The sequence below is a fragment of the Vibrio sp. MEBiC08052 genome (assembly GCF_001506075.1).
GTDB lineage: Bacteria > Pseudomonadota > Gammaproteobacteria > Enterobacterales > Vibrionaceae > Vibrio.
In genome coordinates this window covers 2405028-2424858 of the sequence record NZ_KQ947475.1, presented here as the reverse complement: position 1 = coordinate 2424858, position 19831 = coordinate 2405028, and the positions used below count along the sequence as shown (strand labels likewise).

The 19831-nt window shown below is 52.7% G+C and carries 10 protein-coding genes; 9 read left to right on the top strand and 1 reads right to left on the bottom strand.

The window, feature by feature from the left end; translation table 11 throughout:
- Positions 1-97: 97 nt before the first annotated feature.
- The 7 genes from VRK_RS10575 (at position 98) to VRK_RS10545 (ending at position 16903) form a co-directional block, all read left to right on the top strand.
- Positions 98-1459, top strand: coding sequence for a hypothetical protein (locus VRK_RS10575; RefSeq protein ID WP_231735761.1), 1362 nt, complete (start codon positions 98-100; stop codon positions 1457-1459).
- Positions 1460-1466: 7 nt separating this feature from the next.
- On the top strand, positions 1467-2414 hold the full coding sequence (locus VRK_RS10570; RefSeq protein WP_059121334.1) for a hypothetical protein: 948 nt from the start codon (positions 1467-1469) through the stop codon (positions 2412-2414).
- The gene (locus tag VRK_RS10565; RefSeq protein WP_059121333.1) at positions 2407-6384 is read left to right on the top strand and encodes a hypothetical protein; all 3978 of its coding nucleotides are present in this window, start codon (positions 2407-2409) and stop codon (positions 6382-6384) included. Before VRK_RS10570 ends, VRK_RS10565 begins: the two co-directional genes overlap by 8 nt.
- 93 nt (positions 6385-6477) lie before the next feature.
- Positions 6478-7869 carry a hypothetical protein gene (locus VRK_RS10560; RefSeq protein WP_059121332.1) on the top strand — a complete coding sequence of 464 codons (1392 nt, stop codon included), beginning with the start codon at positions 6478-6480 and terminating at the stop codon, positions 7867-7869.
- A gap of 79 nt (positions 7870-7948) precedes the next feature.
- Positions 7949-15322 (top strand): type I polyketide synthase, encoded by a 7374-nt coding sequence (locus VRK_RS10555; protein ID WP_059121331.1) that lies wholly within the window; start codon positions 7949-7951, stop codon positions 15320-15322.
- Positions 15315-16064: an aspartyl/asparaginyl beta-hydroxylase domain-containing protein gene (locus VRK_RS10550; protein ID WP_059121330.1), complete on the top strand. Its 750-nt coding sequence runs from the start codon at positions 15315-15317 to the stop codon at positions 16062-16064. The genes VRK_RS10555 and VRK_RS10550 overlap by 8 nt, the downstream gene beginning before the upstream one ends.
- 11 nt (positions 16065-16075) lie before the next feature.
- The gene (locus tag VRK_RS10545) at positions 16076-16903 is read left to right on the top strand and encodes a phosphotransferase family protein (RefSeq protein WP_059121329.1); all 828 of its coding nucleotides are present in this window, start codon (positions 16076-16078) and stop codon (positions 16901-16903) included.
- A gap of 153 nt (positions 16904-17056) precedes the next feature.
- On the opposite strand, the gene bcp is transcribed toward VRK_RS10545, so the two are convergent.
- Positions 17057-17524, bottom strand: a complete 468-nt coding sequence (gene bcp / locus VRK_RS10540) for a thioredoxin-dependent thiol peroxidase (RefSeq protein ID WP_059121328.1) — start codon at positions 17522-17524, stop codon at positions 17057-17059.
- 263 nt (positions 17525-17787) lie between these two features.
- Here bcp and dapA point away from each other — a divergent pair, with 263 nt between their 5' ends.
- Both dapA and bamC read left to right on the top strand, forming a co-directional pair.
- Positions 17788-18666, top strand: a complete 879-nt coding sequence (gene dapA, locus VRK_RS10535; protein WP_059121327.1) for a 4-hydroxy-tetrahydrodipicolinate synthase — start codon at positions 17788-17790, stop codon at positions 18664-18666.
- A gap of 132 nt (positions 18667-18798) precedes the next feature.
- Complete coding sequence (gene bamC, locus VRK_RS10530) at positions 18799-19818, top strand: outer membrane protein assembly factor BamC (protein WP_059121326.1); 1020 nt, start codon at positions 18799-18801, stop codon at positions 19816-19818.
- Positions 19819-19831: the final 13 nt, after the last annotated feature.

Genomic DNA, 19831 nt, shown 5'->3' with positions numbered 1-19831 from the left:
AACGGTTGGTGCCGGGGATATACAGTTTTTTGACGCCATCCAGCCGCCGCTGAAAACGGATCAGTACACGGTCACGGCGAGCCAGAGCGTCACGAATGTGGGCGATCAGGCCCCGGTGTATGAGAATCAAAAGGCGCTGACCATTGATGGCCCGCGTTTTCAGTTGAATCCCAGCCGGATTCATTCGATTTTCCCGCCGGCCAATCAAACGGGCAATTACGCTAACTTTCTGCCGAATATTGTCTTCAATGATTTTAGCCTGCCGTGGTCCCGCGCCATCGACCCGGATCACACTACCGCCCATGAGAACACGCCATGGCTGGGGTTGCTGACTTTGCATCAGGCCGATTTTGCAGGCACACAGGCCCCGGTGTCTGAACCGGTCACGGTGACAACGGCCGCTCTGGTTGCGCCCGGCGGGAAGATTCTTCCACCGGATTTGGGGGCAGATTTTGTCGGGGATGAAACGAAAGTCAGAGTCGTGGATATGTCGCTGACTTTCTTTCAGGCCATCGCCCCACAACTGACGGAATTGCAGTACTTATCCCATGCTCGTGCGGTCAACACCGATGGTAAAGTGATTTTGAATATGGATGCAGATGGGTGCTTTTCTTTGTGTGTGGGTAACAGGCTCCCGGGCATCGGACAAACCAACCAGATCATGCTGGTGTCGTTTGAAGGCCATGAAGCGCATCTCAACGGTGACACGATTACAGGCGACTACGACACGATCCGGTTGGTGTTGCTGGGCGGATGGGAATTCACCACTACCAACTTTGACAATGAGTTTCTGAACATGATGGAGGCCTTGTGTCAGACAGGAAACGGTGGGGTGTCGCTGATGCAAATGACTGTGACCGGGCAGACCCAAGACAATCCGGTGGCGAAAGAAGCGCTGGAGACCGGCTATGTGGCCCTGCAAAACCAAATGCGCGCCGGGGAACAGGCAACTGCCTGGTATCGGGGGCCGTTGACGCCCAGTCCGACCCGGCGGGCGTCGAATTTATCGGACACGGCAGGCAATTATGGTCCTTATCTGTATTCTGATCATGCAATTCACTATGACCCGGATACCGGAATCTTTAATCATGCCTATAGCAGCGCGTGGCAAATCGGTCGGTTGCTGGCCTTGTCGGACGGCACATTTGCCCGGAGCATCTTTAACTGGCGGGCGGATTATCTGCGGCTGATTGTCGATCAGGCTAAGCAAAAACAAGTCTCCGCGACGGCTACAACTTTACAGTCCGCGATGGGGTCAGCCGATGCCGCAACTTTACAAAGTGCAACCCGGACTTTCTTTGCCGAGACGTTTCACAAGGTGGACTGGGACATGATGAAAACCCGCAAGCAAAAGGTGTTGGGGGACCATGTGCCCGGTGTGATGAGCTCGCAAGAGGTGGCGAAGGTGCATCAGCAGGGAGAAGACCCATTGTTCACACTGAATAAAAAAGTGAGGTAACAAGACCATGCAATCACTCACCAATCGCACGGATGTGTATTCAGACATTGCTCAGGCGCTCGTACAGGCGCACAGCGGCGAGTTACCCAAACCGATCCTGCCGGAGGCACTTAAGCAACAGTTGGCGCAATTGTCCCTGTTATACGGGGTGCCGGTGGACTACATGGTGCCGGATATCCGGTTGCTGCCCACCGAATCGATGCGTTTTTTCTACCTTGACCGAAACTGGCTTGATCGCTTGATTGATGGCGCGATGAGTGTGGGGGTGTTATCCACTCAGGATGCGGTCTTCAATCTCGCCTTTTTCAAAGACATTTATCAACAGGTTGATCAGGCGCAAGTGATGCTACGCTCGACGTTACGCGGTGTGACGCAGGCGCCTCCGACGGTATCGGGTGGGCCGATCACCGGCTTGATTTTTCGCTCTCAGGTGGTGGCTGATTTCCCCGGACTGGAGGTTCAGCCGCTGAGCAATGGCACGTTGCTGCCGATCCTGCGTATGGACACGTTATCCCCGAACGTCCTGTTGTGCTTGTTTGATGGTGTGCCTGATCAGGTTGAATTGATCCAACCGGGAGAAGGCTTGCAGCTTGGCTTGTTTCCTAATGATCCACCTCAGAACGGCAGTGATTTCCATCTATTTCTGCGTGGACTGGGCGAGGGCGGTTATCCTGCGGGCGAGCAAATTCAAAACCGGCAGGGGGAGAAGCTGCGCGGTTACGGGGCCTACCGGGCAGGCACTGAACAACCGGGACGCGTGGTGGATATCACCGGGCTGGTCAACAATATCAAAACGACTTTGCCCGACGGGGCGCTGAAAGACAATGTGCTGACCGCCGGTGGTTTTGCTATCCAGCTGACGAAAACCGCGCAAAAGCAATCCTATGACACTGCGGACAACTTTCCGCCCTGTCGTCCTTCAACGACAACCGGGAGTACGGACAGTCATGAGTAACTTATCTCCGGTCTGGAATGGACCCTCCGTTCTGGTGCCATTACCGACAGACGTGCTATTGATTGGTCAAGGTGACGTGAATGCGGCATCGACCTGGGCTGACCTGAAAAATAACTATTATGCAATGTGGTCATTTGGCACATCTGCACAGCCAGCGCCTTTTGCCGATGCAAGCTGTCCTCCGGTCGGGGCTCACCTGATGTGGACCTTGCCCAATAGCCTGCGTCAGGGTACTCAGCAGGTGAAAGCCGGGGCCCCGGTGGATTTTCCCTCGGCACCCAACCGCTGGCTGATCACTCGTCTGAGCGTGAATGCGGATGCCCAAAGCCTGAGTGCAGTCCCGACGGTGGTTCAGGGGGACAGCCTGACAGCGGTCAGCGGTGATCTGAGTGGCATCAACCAATACCCGTATTATCAGGACACAAACCTTGGGGTGCGTGAGATCGGGATGCAGGTAGCGCTGGCCGACTTTGACGGTGAAAATAACGGCACCGTCGATCTTCAGGCGATTGGTCCGGGAGATGTGACCTGGTCGGTGGCCTATGACAATATTCGCAACGTGTTCGCGTTGCATGATGTCTTGCCTGATGAGACACAAACCTACCTGTATTCGGTGATTGGCTGGTATGCCGATCCCTCCACCGATCCCTTGTTTGACCTGCCTGCTACTTCAGGGACGGACTGGCTGAGTATGCTGGAACAACAGTTTCAATGGACCTGTGAAGATGTGGATCAGGCAGAGCAGGACTGGCTCGATTGGCAAACGTTATTCGGGCTCTCCGAGGACTGGAATCCGGATGCACTGAACTTAGCACCACAGGCCAAAGCGATGATTGAAGCGTGGCACACTTGGCAGCAGGCCAACGGGTGTCATGGCGACGCACCTGATTTTCCAACCCAGTCTGTGTATCACTCCATGGTAGCGACTGTGCAATGGCGCGGCGTCAACACCTCTTATGGGACGGGGGCACCGATTGGCGGTGACGGTCAGAAAAAGCTGCCTTCGATCACCATTGCCAATACTCCGGAATCGGCCCTGTCCACCTATATGGCGACTCAGGCGGCGACGGTCGCCGGATCCGGGATCACCCCTGAGGACATTCCCGGCCTTGCCCTGACGCTGGAGGCGTTTCAGCGCGGCTTATTGTTTGACATGCAAACTGATCCGCAATGGGCGGAGAACATGATTCACAATGCCAAGTTCGATAAGCAGTACCGGGGACAGACCTGGGTGGTGGCCCGGCCAACACAAAGCGGAATCGGTACAGCGTCGGAGCCGAGTTACGCCGGGCAACAGTCGGTTGCGCTCAGCGACTCCCAGACACAACTGCTGATCCAACTCAATCAGCAGCAGGACCGGCTCAACACACTCAGTCAAGCTATGGCGAGCCGGCGGCAGGAACTGTATGCCCTGGCCATGAAGCAGGAATTTTTAACCTATAACCAGCGCACCATCAGTCCGGAGGCTTATGAGACGCTCAGTCAAAAAGTCACTCAAAGCATTGAGGCGATCTCAGGGGAGCTGACTGCCAATGAGACGCAACTGTCACAAGAGCAGATGAACGTACAGCAACTCTCGGCAGAATTAACCACGAGCCTTGGCGATCAGTATGAGTTAAAAGCGGTTGATCTCGACCCGATTGCATCACCGGCGGACCCGGTGGTCTTGCTCAGCGGGGCGGAGATGGATACCAAAATCCTGCCTCCGTCTTACAATAGGTCCGACTCCGGGCAGTCCGACTTATTGCCGGTTCGGGTTACCGGGCAAACCGTGACCGCGATTCTGGTGACGTTTCAGGCGGTGCAGGATGCCGCGATTCAAATCACTTGGCAGGATGTGCTCAATCAGGTGACGTTACCGGGATGGAACGCCATACCGAAAGAAGTGCTGAACTTGTGGGTTGAAATGTTACTGCTGGATACCAGCTTTGCCCCGATCCTTGCGCATATTTATTTCGAAAAAGCAGGCAAGCCACCGCAAGATGATCAATTGGCAACGCTGATTGAAAAAATACAGATGCAGCAGACTGTCTGCTGGACTCAGTTTGAGCACCAACCGCCAACCGAAGCACTCACGCAAGCCTGCGGTTTCGAGGGTTTGCTACCGGATCCGATCGGGGTGGCTTATCGGCCGGATCGCAATCCGTGGACACCGATTTATATGGATTGGCAAGTGCGCTGGATTCCGGATACGCAGGCAGGTGCCGATGCCCTGCAACACTGGCAACTTGGCGATCATGATTATCAATGGATTGGCTCGACCCTCGAACCCAACACGGGGATCTTGTTTGAAGGGCGGGCGACGCTGAACCTGAAAACGACCTATAACATGCAGGCGCAGTTTGCTGCGTTTCAGGCGGATTCTAACTATGACCAATTGCCAGCGTTCATTGTGCAGAACCTGACTTGGGTGTCGAACAATATTCAATACATGGATTTGGTCACGCAATCTATGTCCGGACTGACGGAACAGTTGAATACGTTACTGGCGACGATGAAAAACACCCCGGAAGATGCAGCCATTAGTAAATTGCTGGACGGAACTGCTTATTTTGCACCGCAGACCGGCACAACGACCCAAACGAGTGTCCCGGATTTTCCGGTTCGCGCCGGGCATTTTCAGGTGATGGATTTGCGTTTGATTGATTCTTTTGGGCAAGTTCTGCCGGGCAAAAGCAGTTTGCTCAGTGACCATGACCCCATCAATGACATCACCTGGTCTGACAGCATGCAGACCAGCAGTCCAAACTATCGTGGTGAGACTTCGACTTACGGGCAGCTCCCGCCCCGTTTTTCACAAAATGCCATGATGTTCACCCGTTTGTTGCAACGGGATGATGACACGATTGCAAGCAATTCATCGGACAGTACCAGCCCGATTTGCGGGTGGGTGATGGCCAACCACTTAGATGATGCATTGATGGTGTTTGATGCCTCGGGTCAAAGCTTGGGGGAGGTGATCAAAATCAGGCGTGAGACGCAAGAACAGGCGGAAAGTTCTCTCACCATTCGCTGGGATGCAGCGCCGGGAACCAACGCTCAGTTGGGGGCTGATCCGGCAATCGGCAATGTCCATTTGCAAGCCATGATCAATGCCTTGCTCAAAACCGGCGTGACCGAGTCGGGGGCGCAGAGCTACGCGGATCTGATGAGTGCGATCGATACCTCGCTTTGGCTGAATAACCTGCTTACAGCTAATCAGGGTAATCTGGCGATCCTGCTCGGACGTCCGCTGGCGGTGGTCCGGGCTGAAGTTGTGCTTGACTTAGCTGGGGACCCGGCCTTCAGTCAGGGCTGGTATCAGACCGGTGCGCATTACAATGACGATGGCACGTTCAAGCTTACGCAACCGCCATTTGTTGCCACTGATTTTCAGGTACGTATCGGGGACAGCCAACTTAACAAAAATGGCGTGATGGGCTATTTCGTGGCGGATGACTACGACACTTTTTATGCGGTTTACGGGAATAACAGCCAAACGCAGGTACTGCAACAGCAGCTCAGGCAGAGCCGGGTTATGCCCAAAGCCGAACAGATGAAGGCCATGGTCAGCGTCCCGACCACACCATCCTCCGGGTATGTGATGACCGATCATGTCGTATCCCTGTCCGTACAGCAGCAGACCGTAAAACTCACGCTGCTGATGGATCCGTTCGGCGATCTCACCCTGACACCGGGCAGCCTGCCGGGCAGCAGTGTGACTTTGCCCACCGGCCCGGTCACACAGGCGATGGATAATTTAAGTGCCACCTTCAGAACCGGCCCGCTGTTACTGGATCCACAACAAATTCAGATGCCGACACCGTCTGAGGTGCGGGGCAACTGGTCGTGGGTGGCCCGACAAGATGTCACCAACTGGCAACCCAATCAGGCCATTACCACCAGCGTATCACAGGCGAGCCTGAATCCGACGCCGTTAAATCTCATTGAAGGCTGGTTACGGCTGGCTAATTTTAAGCAAAAATCATAGCTCGCTCGTGTTGACGCGGGCCGGGGTGCCCGCCGCAGGTAAGCCGCTGTATCACATCAATCACAGGAAGCATGCACAGGGAGAATCGTCATCATGAGTGACATCATTCGATTTAGTTTTGTACCGGATATGGTTTTTGCCAATGCCTCCGGCACCTTGAAGCTGGTTGCCGAGAATACGTCACTGACTGAGTCCATCACGTTTCACGCAGGCCGGGTCCCCGATTCCATTGTGGTGACTTTTCCGACCGGTAGTTCAGCGGAGGATTTGGTCAATACGTCACCGACGTTTCAGGGACAGCCGACGCCGAGCGTGTTTACCTGCAGTTTTGTCAACGGTCAATTCATCATTTCTCCTACACAAACCACGGAGCTGGCCGGCGGGGATGCCATTGATGTGATTTTTTCAGACATGCCGGTGAACAGCACGCCCGGTACTGTGCAGGTGACAGCCAGTTATTTTATCGGGACGGAGAGTGGCACGCAGCAACTGATGGTCACCAAAAAGCCCAAGACGCTGGGGGTGATTGCTTGGTTTGACCCTTTGATTGTCGGGCTAAATCAAACTTCACGGCTCTACTACCAAAGTGAGGCGAGTACCAAAGTGGTGATCTCCGGTTTTCCTGAAGGTAGCGGGGAAGAGACATTCGTCACACCACCTTATTCAGGCAGTACGCCCGCTGGGATCGGCTCCGATACTACGCCGCAGAGGGTTTATACCGTTACGGCGTGGGCCGGTGGCAATCAGTCTGAACCGGAAACCGTCGCTCTGACGCAAGTCGCTCCGATGATTCTGAATTCGTCGCCGGCTTCTGCATCGGTGGGGCCGGATGAAAGCCTGACGCTTGACTGGCGGGTGCGTTATGACGATGGCAACAGCCTGCAATGGCTGGGAAATGCCATTGCCAATGTGCAGGCACCTTATGTTGTCGTGCCGGGTTCGGATCTGACATCGGTGTATAACATCGGCAATCGTAATGCGCAATTTATGCCCGCGGGGATCAATTACACTTTAACTGTCAATGGGTTTCAGCATCCTGATACAGCTGTGTTTCCGGTTACCGTCACGCCTGTTTCGCTGATGTATTTGAAATATGCAGATCCTGAGCTGACGCAGATTGTGCATGACTTCACCCCAAGTGACTGGCAAGCCGCTGAGCTTGATTTCGGTCCCGGGGCGGCCACCTTAACGATTTACCAGCCCGGCTATAAAAAAGACGTTTATTACCTCAGTCAGGAGAACGATACCGTGCACCCTATGATTCAGTATTTTGATAACGAATCGGGCACGTTGCACTGGATCACCGCCAACCTCAAGACCTTATCCCTGACAGTGCTCGAACCAGCGCCCCAGAAACCGCTGCCGATTGCAGACAGTGACATTGACAAAGGGACAATGCCTGTCCCCACTGGGGCAACCTGTGTGGTACTGACCGCGGAAGGTCATAACGGACAGGCGATCCGGAGCCAACTAGCTCTGACCTGAACCGGCCCTGCGGGGCAATGGGGAGCGACACCCCGGCAAGTGTGAGCCCGCACTACAAGAACAAACGGAGATAAACAGAATGCAATGGAAATCGGAAATGCGTCAGTGTGTACAGGACTTGGTGACCTGTCATCCGGAAGAGCGGATGAACGACTATGCGTTGATTTTTTTGGATCACACTGGCCAGCGCCGGGAATTGCTCACCTACATCGACCTGAAAACTCGTTGTCTGGCAGCGGCGCGACAGATGCGCCACAGGACGAACCCCGGTGATGTTGTGCTAATCGCGATTGAAGATCAATGTCAGTTTGTGATTGGTTTTTTTGCCTGCCTGTTGGCCGGATGTGTCCCAGCTCCCTTACCGGCGTTTCGCCATCAAAACGACAAGCAGACTATTGGCCGTATCCGGGCGATTGTGCAGGCCGGGGATGCCACAATCCTGTTACTGCCGGTAGAGCAACAGGCGCTGGCACAGATGTGTTTTGCGGATTTGCCACTCAACATACTGTGTGTGACATCGCTGATTGCGCCGGAGGCGGACCCCGGGTCATCAGAACCGCTTGTCCTGCCGGAAGTCTCGCCACAGGATCTTGCCTATATTCAGTACACGTCCGGCTCCACCAGTCAGCCGAAAGGTGTGTGCCTGACCCACACACAGGTGCTGGCGAATCTGGATGCGATGGGCGGTACGTTTCAGCGTCAGGAACGGGTGCGGATGGTGGGCTGGTTGCCCCTGCATCATGACATGGGGCTGGTCGGGCATTTGTTTACGGTGCTTAATGAATCGGGTCAGGGGTACTTTCTGCCGCCGGCGTCTTTTCTGGCGGCACCTGACGTTTGGCTTGCGGCCGTTCACCGCTACCGGGGGAATCTGGCGGCGGTGCCTGCGTTTGCGATTGACGACTGTTTGCGCCGGGTCACGACGCCCGATCCCCAGTGGGATCTCAGTTGTCTCAAGTATTTGTATGTCGGCTCCGAGACTGTGGATGTCGGGCAACTGACCGCTTTTGTCGAGCGCTTTCAGGCAGTCGGGATTCAGGCCAGCGCCATTTATCCGGTTTATGGTCTGGCGGAGGCCACGTTACTGGTTGCCGGCGGGGCGTTGAGTCTGGCTGCATTGGAGCCTTACATCATGGATAAATCAGCAGGCAGTGTGCAGTGGCGTTTAACGCCTTATCCGCTCAGTGCTCTGCAACAGGACATTGGTATCTGCGATCCCGCTTCTGGCACCGAGCTACCGCCGGGGCAGGAAGGGGAGATTATCGTCCGGTCGCCTTCCATCTTCTCCGGTTACTATCAGTCGGACTCAGGGCAACTTCCCGGCGGGGTGGCAGCCCTGCATACCGGGGATTTGGGATTGTTGGTCAACGGATGTCTTTATATCACCGGGCGTTTGAAAGAAACGGTGATTCTCCGGGGCGTCAGTTATCACGCAGAAGATCTGGAAATGGTCGCTAAATTTGATCATGACGGGCTCCGCAGTGACGACAAAACCGCTTGTGTCGGCCATGTGGTGAATGGACATGAACAGTTGGTGATTTTTCAGGAAATCCAGCGGCATACACCCAGACATCAGTACCCGGCCATTGTCCAAACCATGCAGGCGAATTTGTCTGACAGCTTCGGGATTCAGGCGCAGGCGATTCACCTGATTGCCGCAGGTCTGATGCCGAAAACTCCGAATCATAAATTGGCCAGAAACCGCTGCATGGCTTTGTATCTTTCCGGGGAACTGAAAACACTCTATTCGAGTCCTGAAGTGCCGGTGGGCAAGGTATCTGCATCATCAGCCACGTCAGAGGCCGATGATGCGGTGGTGATTGTGGGTATGGCCTGCCGTTTCCCCGGTGGCGTCGAGACACTGGAGCAGTTCTGGCAGATGTTGTGTGAAGGTCGGGACGGGATTACCAAAGTTCCCGCAACCCGTTGGGACAACAGTATTTTCTTTGACCCTCAAGTTGCAGTGCCGGGCAAAATGAATACCCGCTGGGCCGGATTGACGGACCACATTGATCAATTTGATCCGGCTTTATTTGGTATCTCGCCCTATGAAGCGGCAGAAGTCGATCCGCAGCAGCGTATGTTACTGGAAACCTCTTGGCGACTGCTGGAACACGCCGGTGTGACCAAAGCCGACTTAAAGCATTCCGATACGGGGGTTTTTATTGGCATTGCGAACAATGACTATCTCTATCTGAAAATCAAATTGTCTGAAACGCTGGAAGGGTTTAATGCGTATTCCGGCTTGGGGAATGCCAATAGTATTGCCGCCAATCGATTGTCTTATTTTTATGATCTCAAAGGGCCGAGTGTGGCCATTGATACGGCGTGTTCTTCCTCTCTGACGGCTTTTAATTATGGTTTGAAAGCCATCCGTGACGGTGAATGCGAACAGGCGATTGTCGGGGGGGTTAACGCGATTATTTCTCCGGGGACCACCGTAACCTTGTCTCAGTTTGGGATGATGTCCCCCAAGGGACGGTGTAAAGCCTTTGATGCCAGTGCGGACGGGTATGTCCGGGCTGAAGGGTGTGGTCTGGTGATGCTGAAACGCCGCAGCGCTGCGATGCGTGACGGGGATCGAATTCTGGCAGAGGTTAAGGGTTGTGTAGCCGCACAGGACGGGCAAAGTGCCGGTATGACTTTTCCCAATGGCACGGCCCAGCACCGCCTGATCCGTAAAACCCTGCAACAGGCCGGATTGACCGGTTCGGAAGTTCGTTTTATTGAAGCGCACGGAACAGGCACTCCTACCGGTGATCCGGTGGAGATGGAACAGCTCGTGGATCTGTATGGCGACCCGGGTGGTGCCCCTTGTTATGTCGGTTCTGTGAAAGCGAATATCGGGCACCTTGAATCGGCTGCCGGAATTGCCGGAGTTATTAAAGTGGTATTGATGCTCAACCGACATATCATCCCGCCTCAGGTTCATTTTTCACAATTGAATCCACGGATTCACCTTGAACACAGCCGCTTGATGATCCCTGTTGAGGCGCACCCGTGGGAGGATCGGCACAAAGTGGCAGCGGTGAGTTCGTTTGGGTTTGGCGGCTCTCTGGCGCATGCCATTCTGGCCGCACCGGAACCCGTTACAGGTGTTCAGACGGCCGAAACGGGGGAAATGTCATTTTTCGCAGATCATAAACGGGCTTCCCGTGACGGGGTGTTCTATGAAGATATATGCCATGAAGGGACAGAACAGTTGTTTGTGCTCTCCCATCACAGCGCTGGCGGGCTCCTGAATCAGGCCCGTTGCTGGTCGGAATTTCTGGAGACACCACCGCTGATTTCTCTGGCGGATCTCACCACAACGCAGGCTCAGTGCCGCACGCACCTCAGATACAGGAAAGCCTTTGTGGCTGACAGTCACTCGGGTTTGCAAGCGCAACTGGCACAGTTCGTCAGTCGGCAGAGTAAGGTTACCGCCCCGGCGGACATGTCGGCGCGCGTGTGTTTTCTGTTCAGCGGGCAAGGCGGACAATACCTACACATGGGAGAAACGCTGTATCAGACGCTGACTGTTTTCCGTCAGGCTTTTGACCGCTGCGCCAAAGCATGGGCAGAGGCGAGCTTACCGGGACAGACACACCTCGGGGAGCATCAGGACCGGCACGCACAGAGCTTGTCATTACAAACGCTGGCTTTCGATACGCCGGCAGATAATGTGGTTGCGCAATGCTATCAGCCGGTTGTTTTATTCGCGATTCAATACGCGTTGGGAATTGCCTGGCAGGCGTGTGGAGTCATGCCGTACCGACTACTGGGACATAGTTTAGGCGAGTATGCAGCGGCGTGTCTGGCAGGATGTTTTTCACCGGAAACTGGGGTTAGGCTGCTGAAAAAACGTGCAGAACTGGTGGTGACGCTTGCCGCACCGGGCACCATGGTGACTCTGTTTGCAGGCAAGGCTGAAGTGGCAGCAGCATTGGGGGATGCCCCGGTGCAGATTGCGGTGGTCAACAGTCCGGGTAAAACCGTGATTGCCGGGCCGGAAGCAGCTGTCCGGCAGGTCGCACAGCAATTTTCCGACAGAGGAGTACAGGTGCAACCTTTGCCGGTACCGTATGCGTATCACTGTCATTTGCTGGACCCGGTTCTGGCGGCCTTTAACGCGTATGCCAGTCAGTTTACGTTTCTTCCACCGGTCAAATATTGGATATCTTCAACCACGGCAACTCGGATGACGGAAGCCCCGACTGCTGCCCACTGGGTGCGGCATATGCGCGAGACGGTGCAGTTCTCTGATGCAGTCGGACATCTGGCGCAGGACAACGTCAGCAACTTTCTGGAAATTGGACCGGGTGCCGCCACTTTAGTGGCAGTCCGGGAATGTCTGACACAACCGGATCTGGTGTTACTGCGTTCTTTGAGTCCGCCAAAAGGCGGTAAAACCGAGCATGCCCATTTTCTTGAGAGTGCCGGGCGGCTTTACGAACAGGGCGTGGATCTCATCTGGCAATCACTGCTTGCCGGTGAGCAAAAACCGGATCAGATTCCCGGTCTGGTCTTTGATCACCAGCGTTATTGGCTTAAAGGGCTCGAACCGGAAAACATCGCAGCCTTTGCCGGGCCGATTTATGGCAGACACTCACCCATCTCGTCCGACGCTTCAGCGTCAGCCGGGAGACCCGTACAGCCAGCCCGGTACGATTTGGTGTGGGTCAAACGGCAACCCGTGCCGCATCCTGAGGACGTGGTGGATTTGAGAACCCGGCTCTCTTGGTTGTTGGTCGGGCCGGATTCGGCCATCTTACAATCTCTTAGTGCGCAAATCAGGGCGCGCGGGCATCAGGTCTTCTGGCTTTCGACCGACGGCGCGGATCGTCACGCCTGTGATGCCTGCCTGTTACCGCAGGCGGAGACGGCTGATGCCTTTGTCACCCTGAATCATATTCTCACCAGCAGAAGCCGGGCAGATATTGAAGCCTGGAAAGTGGTTTACTTATCGGATGAGGACACCCTCATAGCCCCGGATCAACTTGCATTACCAGAGATGGATCAAGCACTGAGAACGTCATTGGGCGGCTTGATAGTCTTGCTGAAAGCGCTCCGTCAGGTTGCAATCACACCTCCGGTGTGGGTGGTGACCCGAATGTCGCAACAGCTCATGTCGGATGCCGCCGAACAGGTGAATCTGAGCGCAGCCCCGATTTGGGGCTTCGCCAAAACCTTGTATCTCGAACATCCTGAATGGCGCGGGGGTATGATTGATCTTGATGCCGGTACCAGTGCTGATACGAATGCTGCCGGGTTGATGGCGAAGATACTGCATCCCGGCTCTGAACATTGCGTGGTATTCAGGCAAGGGGATCAATATGTTGAGCAATTGGCGCCGGTGTCCGCACCGTCGCAGCCTTCAGAAACTGTGACCTTTCGTGATGACGGGGTGTTTGTGATCACCGGCGGACTAGGCGGATTGGGGCTGAAAACCGCGCAATGGGTGATCGATAAAGGCGCGAAGCACCTAATTCTAATCAGTCGTCAGTCACTCCCGCCGGAGGAACAGTGGGCGACACTGACGGACAGGGATCCGGTATTGACACAGGTGCAACAGCTACAAGTTCTGCGGGCGCAACAGGTGATCGTTGAGGTGGTGAGTCTGGATGTCCGGAAACCCGGTGCGCTGACTGGATTGGTGCAGTCGTTGGCAGAGAGAGACATTCCGGTACGTGGCTTGATTCATGCAGCGGGGGTGAACTGGTTTGATAAAATCATTGACTTGGATCCGGAGGCATTCTTCGATACCTTGCAGACCAAAATTGCAGCTACATGGCAACTGCATCAACTCAGTTTGTCGATGGATTTGGATTGTTTCCTCTTATATTCATCGGTCTCTGCCTTGTGGGGATCGGTGAACCTGAGTCACTACACCGCCGCGAACTTCTTTTTGGATGCAGTGAGTTTATACCGGCAGGGCATCGGGCTACCGGCCCTGAGTCTGGATTGGGGCCCGTGGGCAGAAGTCGGGATGAGTGCGAAACCGGAAGAAGCCCAAATATTGGGCAAAATGGGATTTACGCTGATGCCACCGGCTGATGCATTGCATGTGATGGAGGAGGTAATGGTGACCGGGCGTGCGCTGTCGCTGATTGGTCACATTGACTGGCAGCAGTATCAATCGTTTATCGACTTCACCCTGCAACCCTCTTTGTTTGAACAAGTGGTCGGGGTGCATCACCTTGCTGATGCGGCGGTGACACAGGAGCATTTGCAGCCGATTGTCGGGGCAAGCCCGGCAGAGGCTAGGGCACAGATCAAACAAATCGTGGTAATGGAATTGCGTTCAGTGATGTTGATTGAATCGGTGGATGACATTCCCGGTGATCAGCGGTTTAATTTTTTGGGAATGGATTCGTTGATGGCGATTTTATTTGCCACCAAGTTGGAGCAGTATTTTCAAGTCAAATTGCCGAACACACTGGCCTATAATTATCCACATATCAATGCCGTGACAGACTATTTGTTTGAGCTGGTGTACCAGACCAAACACCCGCAGACAGCCATGACAGAAGATACCGGGGATGACGTGCCGAATGAGGCTACGATGAGACCGCAGGCGGACCCGGCTCCGTCTCCAACACTGCCATTATCGGTTGCGGCAGTGACTCAGGCCCAGGGGCAGTGGTTCCGGGTCTTCAAACCGATTACCCCGGATACGCAGATTGTCCTGTATTGCTTTCCTTATACTGGCTCCGGTGCTTTGGTGTACCAAGCTTGGAACGCTGAGTTGCCGCCCGGGGTGGCGTTGATCGGGGTGCAGCCACCGGGAAAAGATGAACGCAGTGAAGAGCCACCGTATACCGACATGCATGCGTTGATTGATGATTTGATGGCGCATTTTGATCCCCCGGCCGATCTGCCTTTCGCCTTTTATGGACATAGTTTGGGGGCCTTGATGGCATTTGAAAGCTGCCTTGCGCTGGCACAGGACGGGCGTATGTTGCCGGTTCATATGATGCTCTCCGGGTGTAATGCGCCAGCGGTGCGAGACTCAGAGCACATTCATGGTTTGCCCGATGATCAGTTCATTGATGCCGTGTTAGAAAAGTACGAAGGTGCAGATCGTCACTCGACCCGACGCCTGATTCTGGCGCGCACTATCACACTCCTGCGAGCGGATATTAAACTGCTGGAAACTTATCAGCCTCAGGAAAGTACCGTTGGGGTGCCGCTTCAGATTATCGCCGGTCTGGACGATCCGATTTTGTCCCCCAAACGTGTCAGACAGTGGGTGAATTTTTCGACCGGAGATTTTGAGCTGTGCTATCTGCCGGGTGGACATCGTCTGGTGCATGAGCAACAAGCGCCGTTGCTGGCACTGATAGCACACACATTGCGGGATTATCTTGCAGATAAGTCATCAAATCCACAGGAGAGTATCGACATTCATATGGCTGATATTTCTTCAGTAGCGGTGCAGCCGCATCTCAATGGGGGGGAAGTGAATGTTTAGTCGGTCTACCCAACCTTGGTACAGTATTTTTGGTGGCCGCTATACCGGAGATCACCCTTCTTTTTATGACAAAGCAGATCAGCCCTGGACGAAGATTCTGGAAGAGAACTGGTTGGTCATCCGGGATGAGCTTTTCGAACTGTTAGAAGAGAACCCGGATCGGTTGCAGCCCTATAAAATCAACCATGCGATGGCTTTTCCGCCGCAGCAGTGGAAAACCATGGGGCTGATGTTCTGGCGTTTGAAAAATCGTCATAACTGCAAGCGGTGCCCGGAGACGATCAAGTTGCTCAAGGCCTTGCCTGGTTGCACTTCGGCCTCTTTAAGTATTTTAGAACCGCAATCCAACATCAATCCGCATCAGGGAGATACCGATGCGGTTATCCGTTGTCATATGGGGCTGAAAATTCCGGCACCCCTGCCGGACTGCGGTTTTCAGGTCAGGGATAAAATCAAGGGCTGGCAGGAAGGCGTGACCCTGTTGTTTTGCGATGCACAGACGCACACGGCCTGGAACCATACTGATCTGCGACGTTATGTGATGATTCTGGATATCATACGGCCGGAATATCAGCATCGAAAAAATGATATCTGCGCACATGTGCTGGCGTCTGCGATGATTCAGATGCTCTATCAAAAGTATGAGTTTTTGCGCCGGAGAAAGCGGTATGTCAAAAAATCAATCTATCACGTGCTGCGGGTGGGGTTTGCTGTCTATCTCCCTATTCACAACCTGCTTTGAAGAGAGGATAGATGACGCGACTGCTGCTGAGTCATGGGAAGACGGAGCTTGTGTTGTCGGCGGATGCCCGGACGGTGGTGAAATTCTTTCACCCGACGGTGAGCCGTGAGCGGGTTGAACGTGAAGTCGCCCAGACTCGCAAGGCAAAAGATTATGGCATCCGGGTGCCGGACATCTATGACGTGATTCAGCACGGAGACCGGTTTGGTGTGGTCATGGAGTACATTCAGGGGCCGACGATGACCGATATTTTATCGAAAGCCCCGTACAGAATTCACGCCTACGCCAGACAGCTCGCCCGGATACAGGCGGAGATCAATGCTGTTGATGCGTCAGGGTTTACCGAACAGAGCTCGCTGATGCGCACTGCCATTTTGCAGACGAAAGCTCGTTTGGGAGAAGAGGGCAGCGCGCATATCGTCCGGTTGTTTGATCAGCTCCCGCAAGCCAGCCGGCTGTGTCACAACGATTTGCATCAGGAGAATCTTATTTTCACCCGAACGGGGCCGGTCGTGTTGGACTGGGCGGAAGCAACCGTGGGTCATCCGATCGCTGATGTGGTCCACACGCTGCTGATCCAGAAACACCCGGTGCAGGCACCTGTGTTGCAAAATTCTTCCCTTTATCATCGGTTACATAATGCCTATCGCCGGTATTTTGCCCGGATTTTTCTTAACGAATACCTTCGCCTTTCTGGGCTCGATCGAGAAGCCATTGACCCTTGGTTATTACCCGTCGCTGCGACTCGTTTGTTTACAAAAATCGAGCCTGAAGAGAAAGATTGGACGGAACACTATATTCGTGGGAAGTTGCTAACAAATTATTCATATAAAAGGTAGCTCTGGCTTTGACAAACCGAGTGATTATGGAACCATTTCATCAATCGCTAAAAACGGTAGTTAGGTGATGGATATTGATAAAATCGTGAATCACTTGTTGTAGTGACAGGAAATTCACGATTTGTTTAATTTGAAATCGATGAAGAGACCAATTTATTTGCTATTCAGATAGTCTAATACGACCTCATGATGATCTTTGGTTTTGAACTTATCAAAGACGTGCTCGATGACACCCTCTTCATTGATGAGAAAACTGATACGGTGCAAACCATCGTAGACTTTGCCCATGAACTTTTTCTCTCCCCAGACCCCAAAAGTTTCTGCAAGCTGATGCTCCTCATCAGAGAGCAGTGTGAAGTTCAGGCTGTCTCGTTCGATGAATTTGCCTAAACGCTTGACCGGATCGGTACTCACACCCAGTACAACAACATTTTTCTCATCAAGTTCTGCTTTGATATCACGCAGCCCTTGTGCTTGAACGGTACATCCGGGAGTCATGGCTTTCGGATAGAAATAAAGCAGGACTTTTTTGCCTTTGAAATCAGTCAGACTCACAGGATTTCCATCTTGATCCGGCAGTGAAAAGTGTGGTGAAGGTGTTCCAACCTGTAATGGATTCATGATATTTCCTTTTGTCGGCTTATACATTTTTCATCAATATTCTCGGGATCTTATACCCTGAGAGAGATAGAGACTCAAGTCAGACTGTCAGAAAACTGAGATTCGAATCGGGCGGGTAAATATCCCCCACAACTTCAAGAAACTACATCGATAAATCATTTGGATAGATTCTCTGGTTTTACTCAAATAAGAGAACTTATTCACTTGTGTTTCTCAGTATCCTTACAGTACCATGCAGTGAGATTCAACTTATGGAGAAAGACATGTTTTCTGGAAGTATAGTCGCACTAATTACCCCTTTTGATAGCGATGGAGAAGTAGACTACGGAAGTCTCAAAAAATTGGTCGATTTTCATGTAGATGCCGGAACCGATGCGATTGTATCCGTTGGCACCACAGGAGAATCAGCAACACTGACTATTGAAGAGCATGTCAAAGTTGTATCTAAGACGGTTGAATATGCAGAGGGGCGTATTCCCGTCATTGCCGGAACCGGAGCCAATGCCACACATGAGTCTCTGACATTTAGCCGCTTACTGTGTAATACCGGTATTTCTGGATTCTTGAGCGTCACACCTTATTACAACAAACCAACGCAGCAAGGGTTGTACTTACATTATAAAGCGATTGCAGAAGAGACGGATATTCCCGTTATTCTGTATAACGTACCGAGTCGTACTGCGGTAGATATGCAGCCGGAGACGGTTGCGCGCTTAGCTGAATTGAAAAACATTGTCGGGATTAAAGATGCGACCGGTGATTTGAGCCGGGTTGCGAAACACCGTGAACTTTGCGGAGAAGACTTTGTCTTACTGAGCGGTGATGATTCAACCGGGCTGGAATTTATCAAGTTGGGTGGTCATGGGGTGATCTCCGTAACCAACAATATTGCGGCGGCAGCAATGGCACAAATGGTTCACCTTGCTTTAGACGGGCAGTTTGATGCTGCAGAAGCACTGAATGAAAAGTTAATGTCTTTGCATAAAAACTTGTTTATTGAGTCGAGCCCGATCCCGGTTAAGTGGGCAGCCCATAAAATGGGATTGATTGATGGCGGTTTGTTACGTTTACCCATGACAGAATTATCTGAACCCAATCAACCGATTGTATTACAAGCGTTGGCTGATGCCGGATTGCTATAGGTTTATGGTTTGGTGAAAGTTTTTTGGCGCACATTTTTGAGGTTTGATTGTTGTGCCAGAATCATTGGATGGCAATCGTTGTACGAGAATAGTTGTACGGAGCCGGGCTTTGGTTTTCGTGTAGGAGTATGAATGAAATTTTTCAATCAGCTAGTTTGTAGTTCACTGGCTGTATTTATGATGTCTGGATGTTCTGATAGTGCTTTGACACGACAAGCAGCAGAAGGCGACTTTGATTATTTAAACGCAAAATTATCCACGACTTGGAAAATGCCTCAGGATGCTGAATTACAGCTCTACCACAATTACGATGTTCCGGATGGCAAATATCAGGGTGGGTTGGGTGAACAGGTTGATATTCGTCCGCCCCAATCTGTATTGGCTTTGATCCCCGGCGTTCGGATCAACAGCGATAACAATGAGATTACGTTCTGGACGGTGAAGCCACAGCTTGCGGATCAAATCTGGCAGGTCATTTCTCAGTATTTAGATCAACATCAAGTCGCACGTTCGCAGAGTCGTCCTTCTTTGATTGATACCGCTTGGATATCATGGTCAGCAGAAGATGAAGTTGCGCCAGTGAAAGCGAGATATCGTTATACCCGTATCCAGCAAGGAAAACAGTACGGTATAAAAGTGTCATTGTTGGACATGCAGCAAAATGGTTCGACAGGAAAAGCGATTTATAGTCAGAATCGTTATGCCGTGACAATGGCCAATGCGATTACGATGCAATATGATCGTCAGGCTCAGGAAGAAGCAGCGAGAAAGTCTCGGCAAATGGCTCAGCAAATTGCTGTCGCGATGGGCTCGGATCGCAGTGGCTTACCGGTTGTGATTGCCAGAACCCCCTATGACAATATGTGGCAGCGTTTGCCGGATGCCTTGGTTAAAATAGGTTTTAATGTTGAAGATCGCAACCGTTCTCAAGGCACGATAAAAGTTAAATTCAGTCAACCGGATAATGAAGTCTGGCAAGCACTTGGTGTTGCACCGGTTTCTCTTGATAACGGCACTTATACACTACTGCTGGGGGATTTAGGGAACCGGACGTCTGTTAATATCACAGGCAAAAATGACAAACCTGTGGCTGAAGAGAAACTCAAAGAGTTTTCTACTGCGTTATCAGCATTGTTTCACGAATCACACTAGACGGTGATTTGTA

Excerpts from the sequence above, each read along its gene's own strand:
- VRK_RS10570 (WP_059121334.1), top strand. The coding sequence starts at position 1,467 with ATGCAATCACTCACCAATCGCACGGATGTGTATTCAGACATTGCTCAG.
- VRK_RS10565 (WP_059121333.1), top strand. The coding sequence starts at position 2,407 with ATGAGTAACTTATCTCCGGTCTGGAATGGACCCTCCGTTCTGGTGCCA.
- VRK_RS10560 (WP_059121332.1), top strand. The coding sequence starts at position 6,478 with ATGAGTGACATCATTCGATTTAGTTTTGTACCGGATATGGTTTTTGCC.
- VRK_RS10555 (WP_059121331.1), top strand. The coding sequence starts at position 7,949 with ATGCAATGGAAATCGGAAATGCGTCAGTGTGTACAGGACTTGGTGACC.
- VRK_RS10550 (WP_059121330.1), top strand. The coding sequence starts at position 15,315 with ATGTTTAGTCGGTCTACCCAACCTTGGTACAGTATTTTTGGTGGCCGC.
- VRK_RS10545 (WP_059121329.1), top strand. The coding sequence starts at position 16,076 with ATGACGCGACTGCTGCTGAGTCATGGGAAGACGGAGCTTGTGTTGTCG.
- bcp (WP_059121328.1), bottom strand. The coding sequence starts at position 17,524 with ATGAATCCATTACAGGTTGGAACACCTTCACCACACTTTTCACTGCCG.
- dapA (WP_059121327.1), top strand. The coding sequence starts at position 17,788 with ATGTTTTCTGGAAGTATAGTCGCACTAATTACCCCTTTTGATAGCGAT.
- bamC (WP_059121326.1), top strand. The coding sequence starts at position 18,799 with ATGAAATTTTTCAATCAGCTAGTTTGTAGTTCACTGGCTGTATTTATG.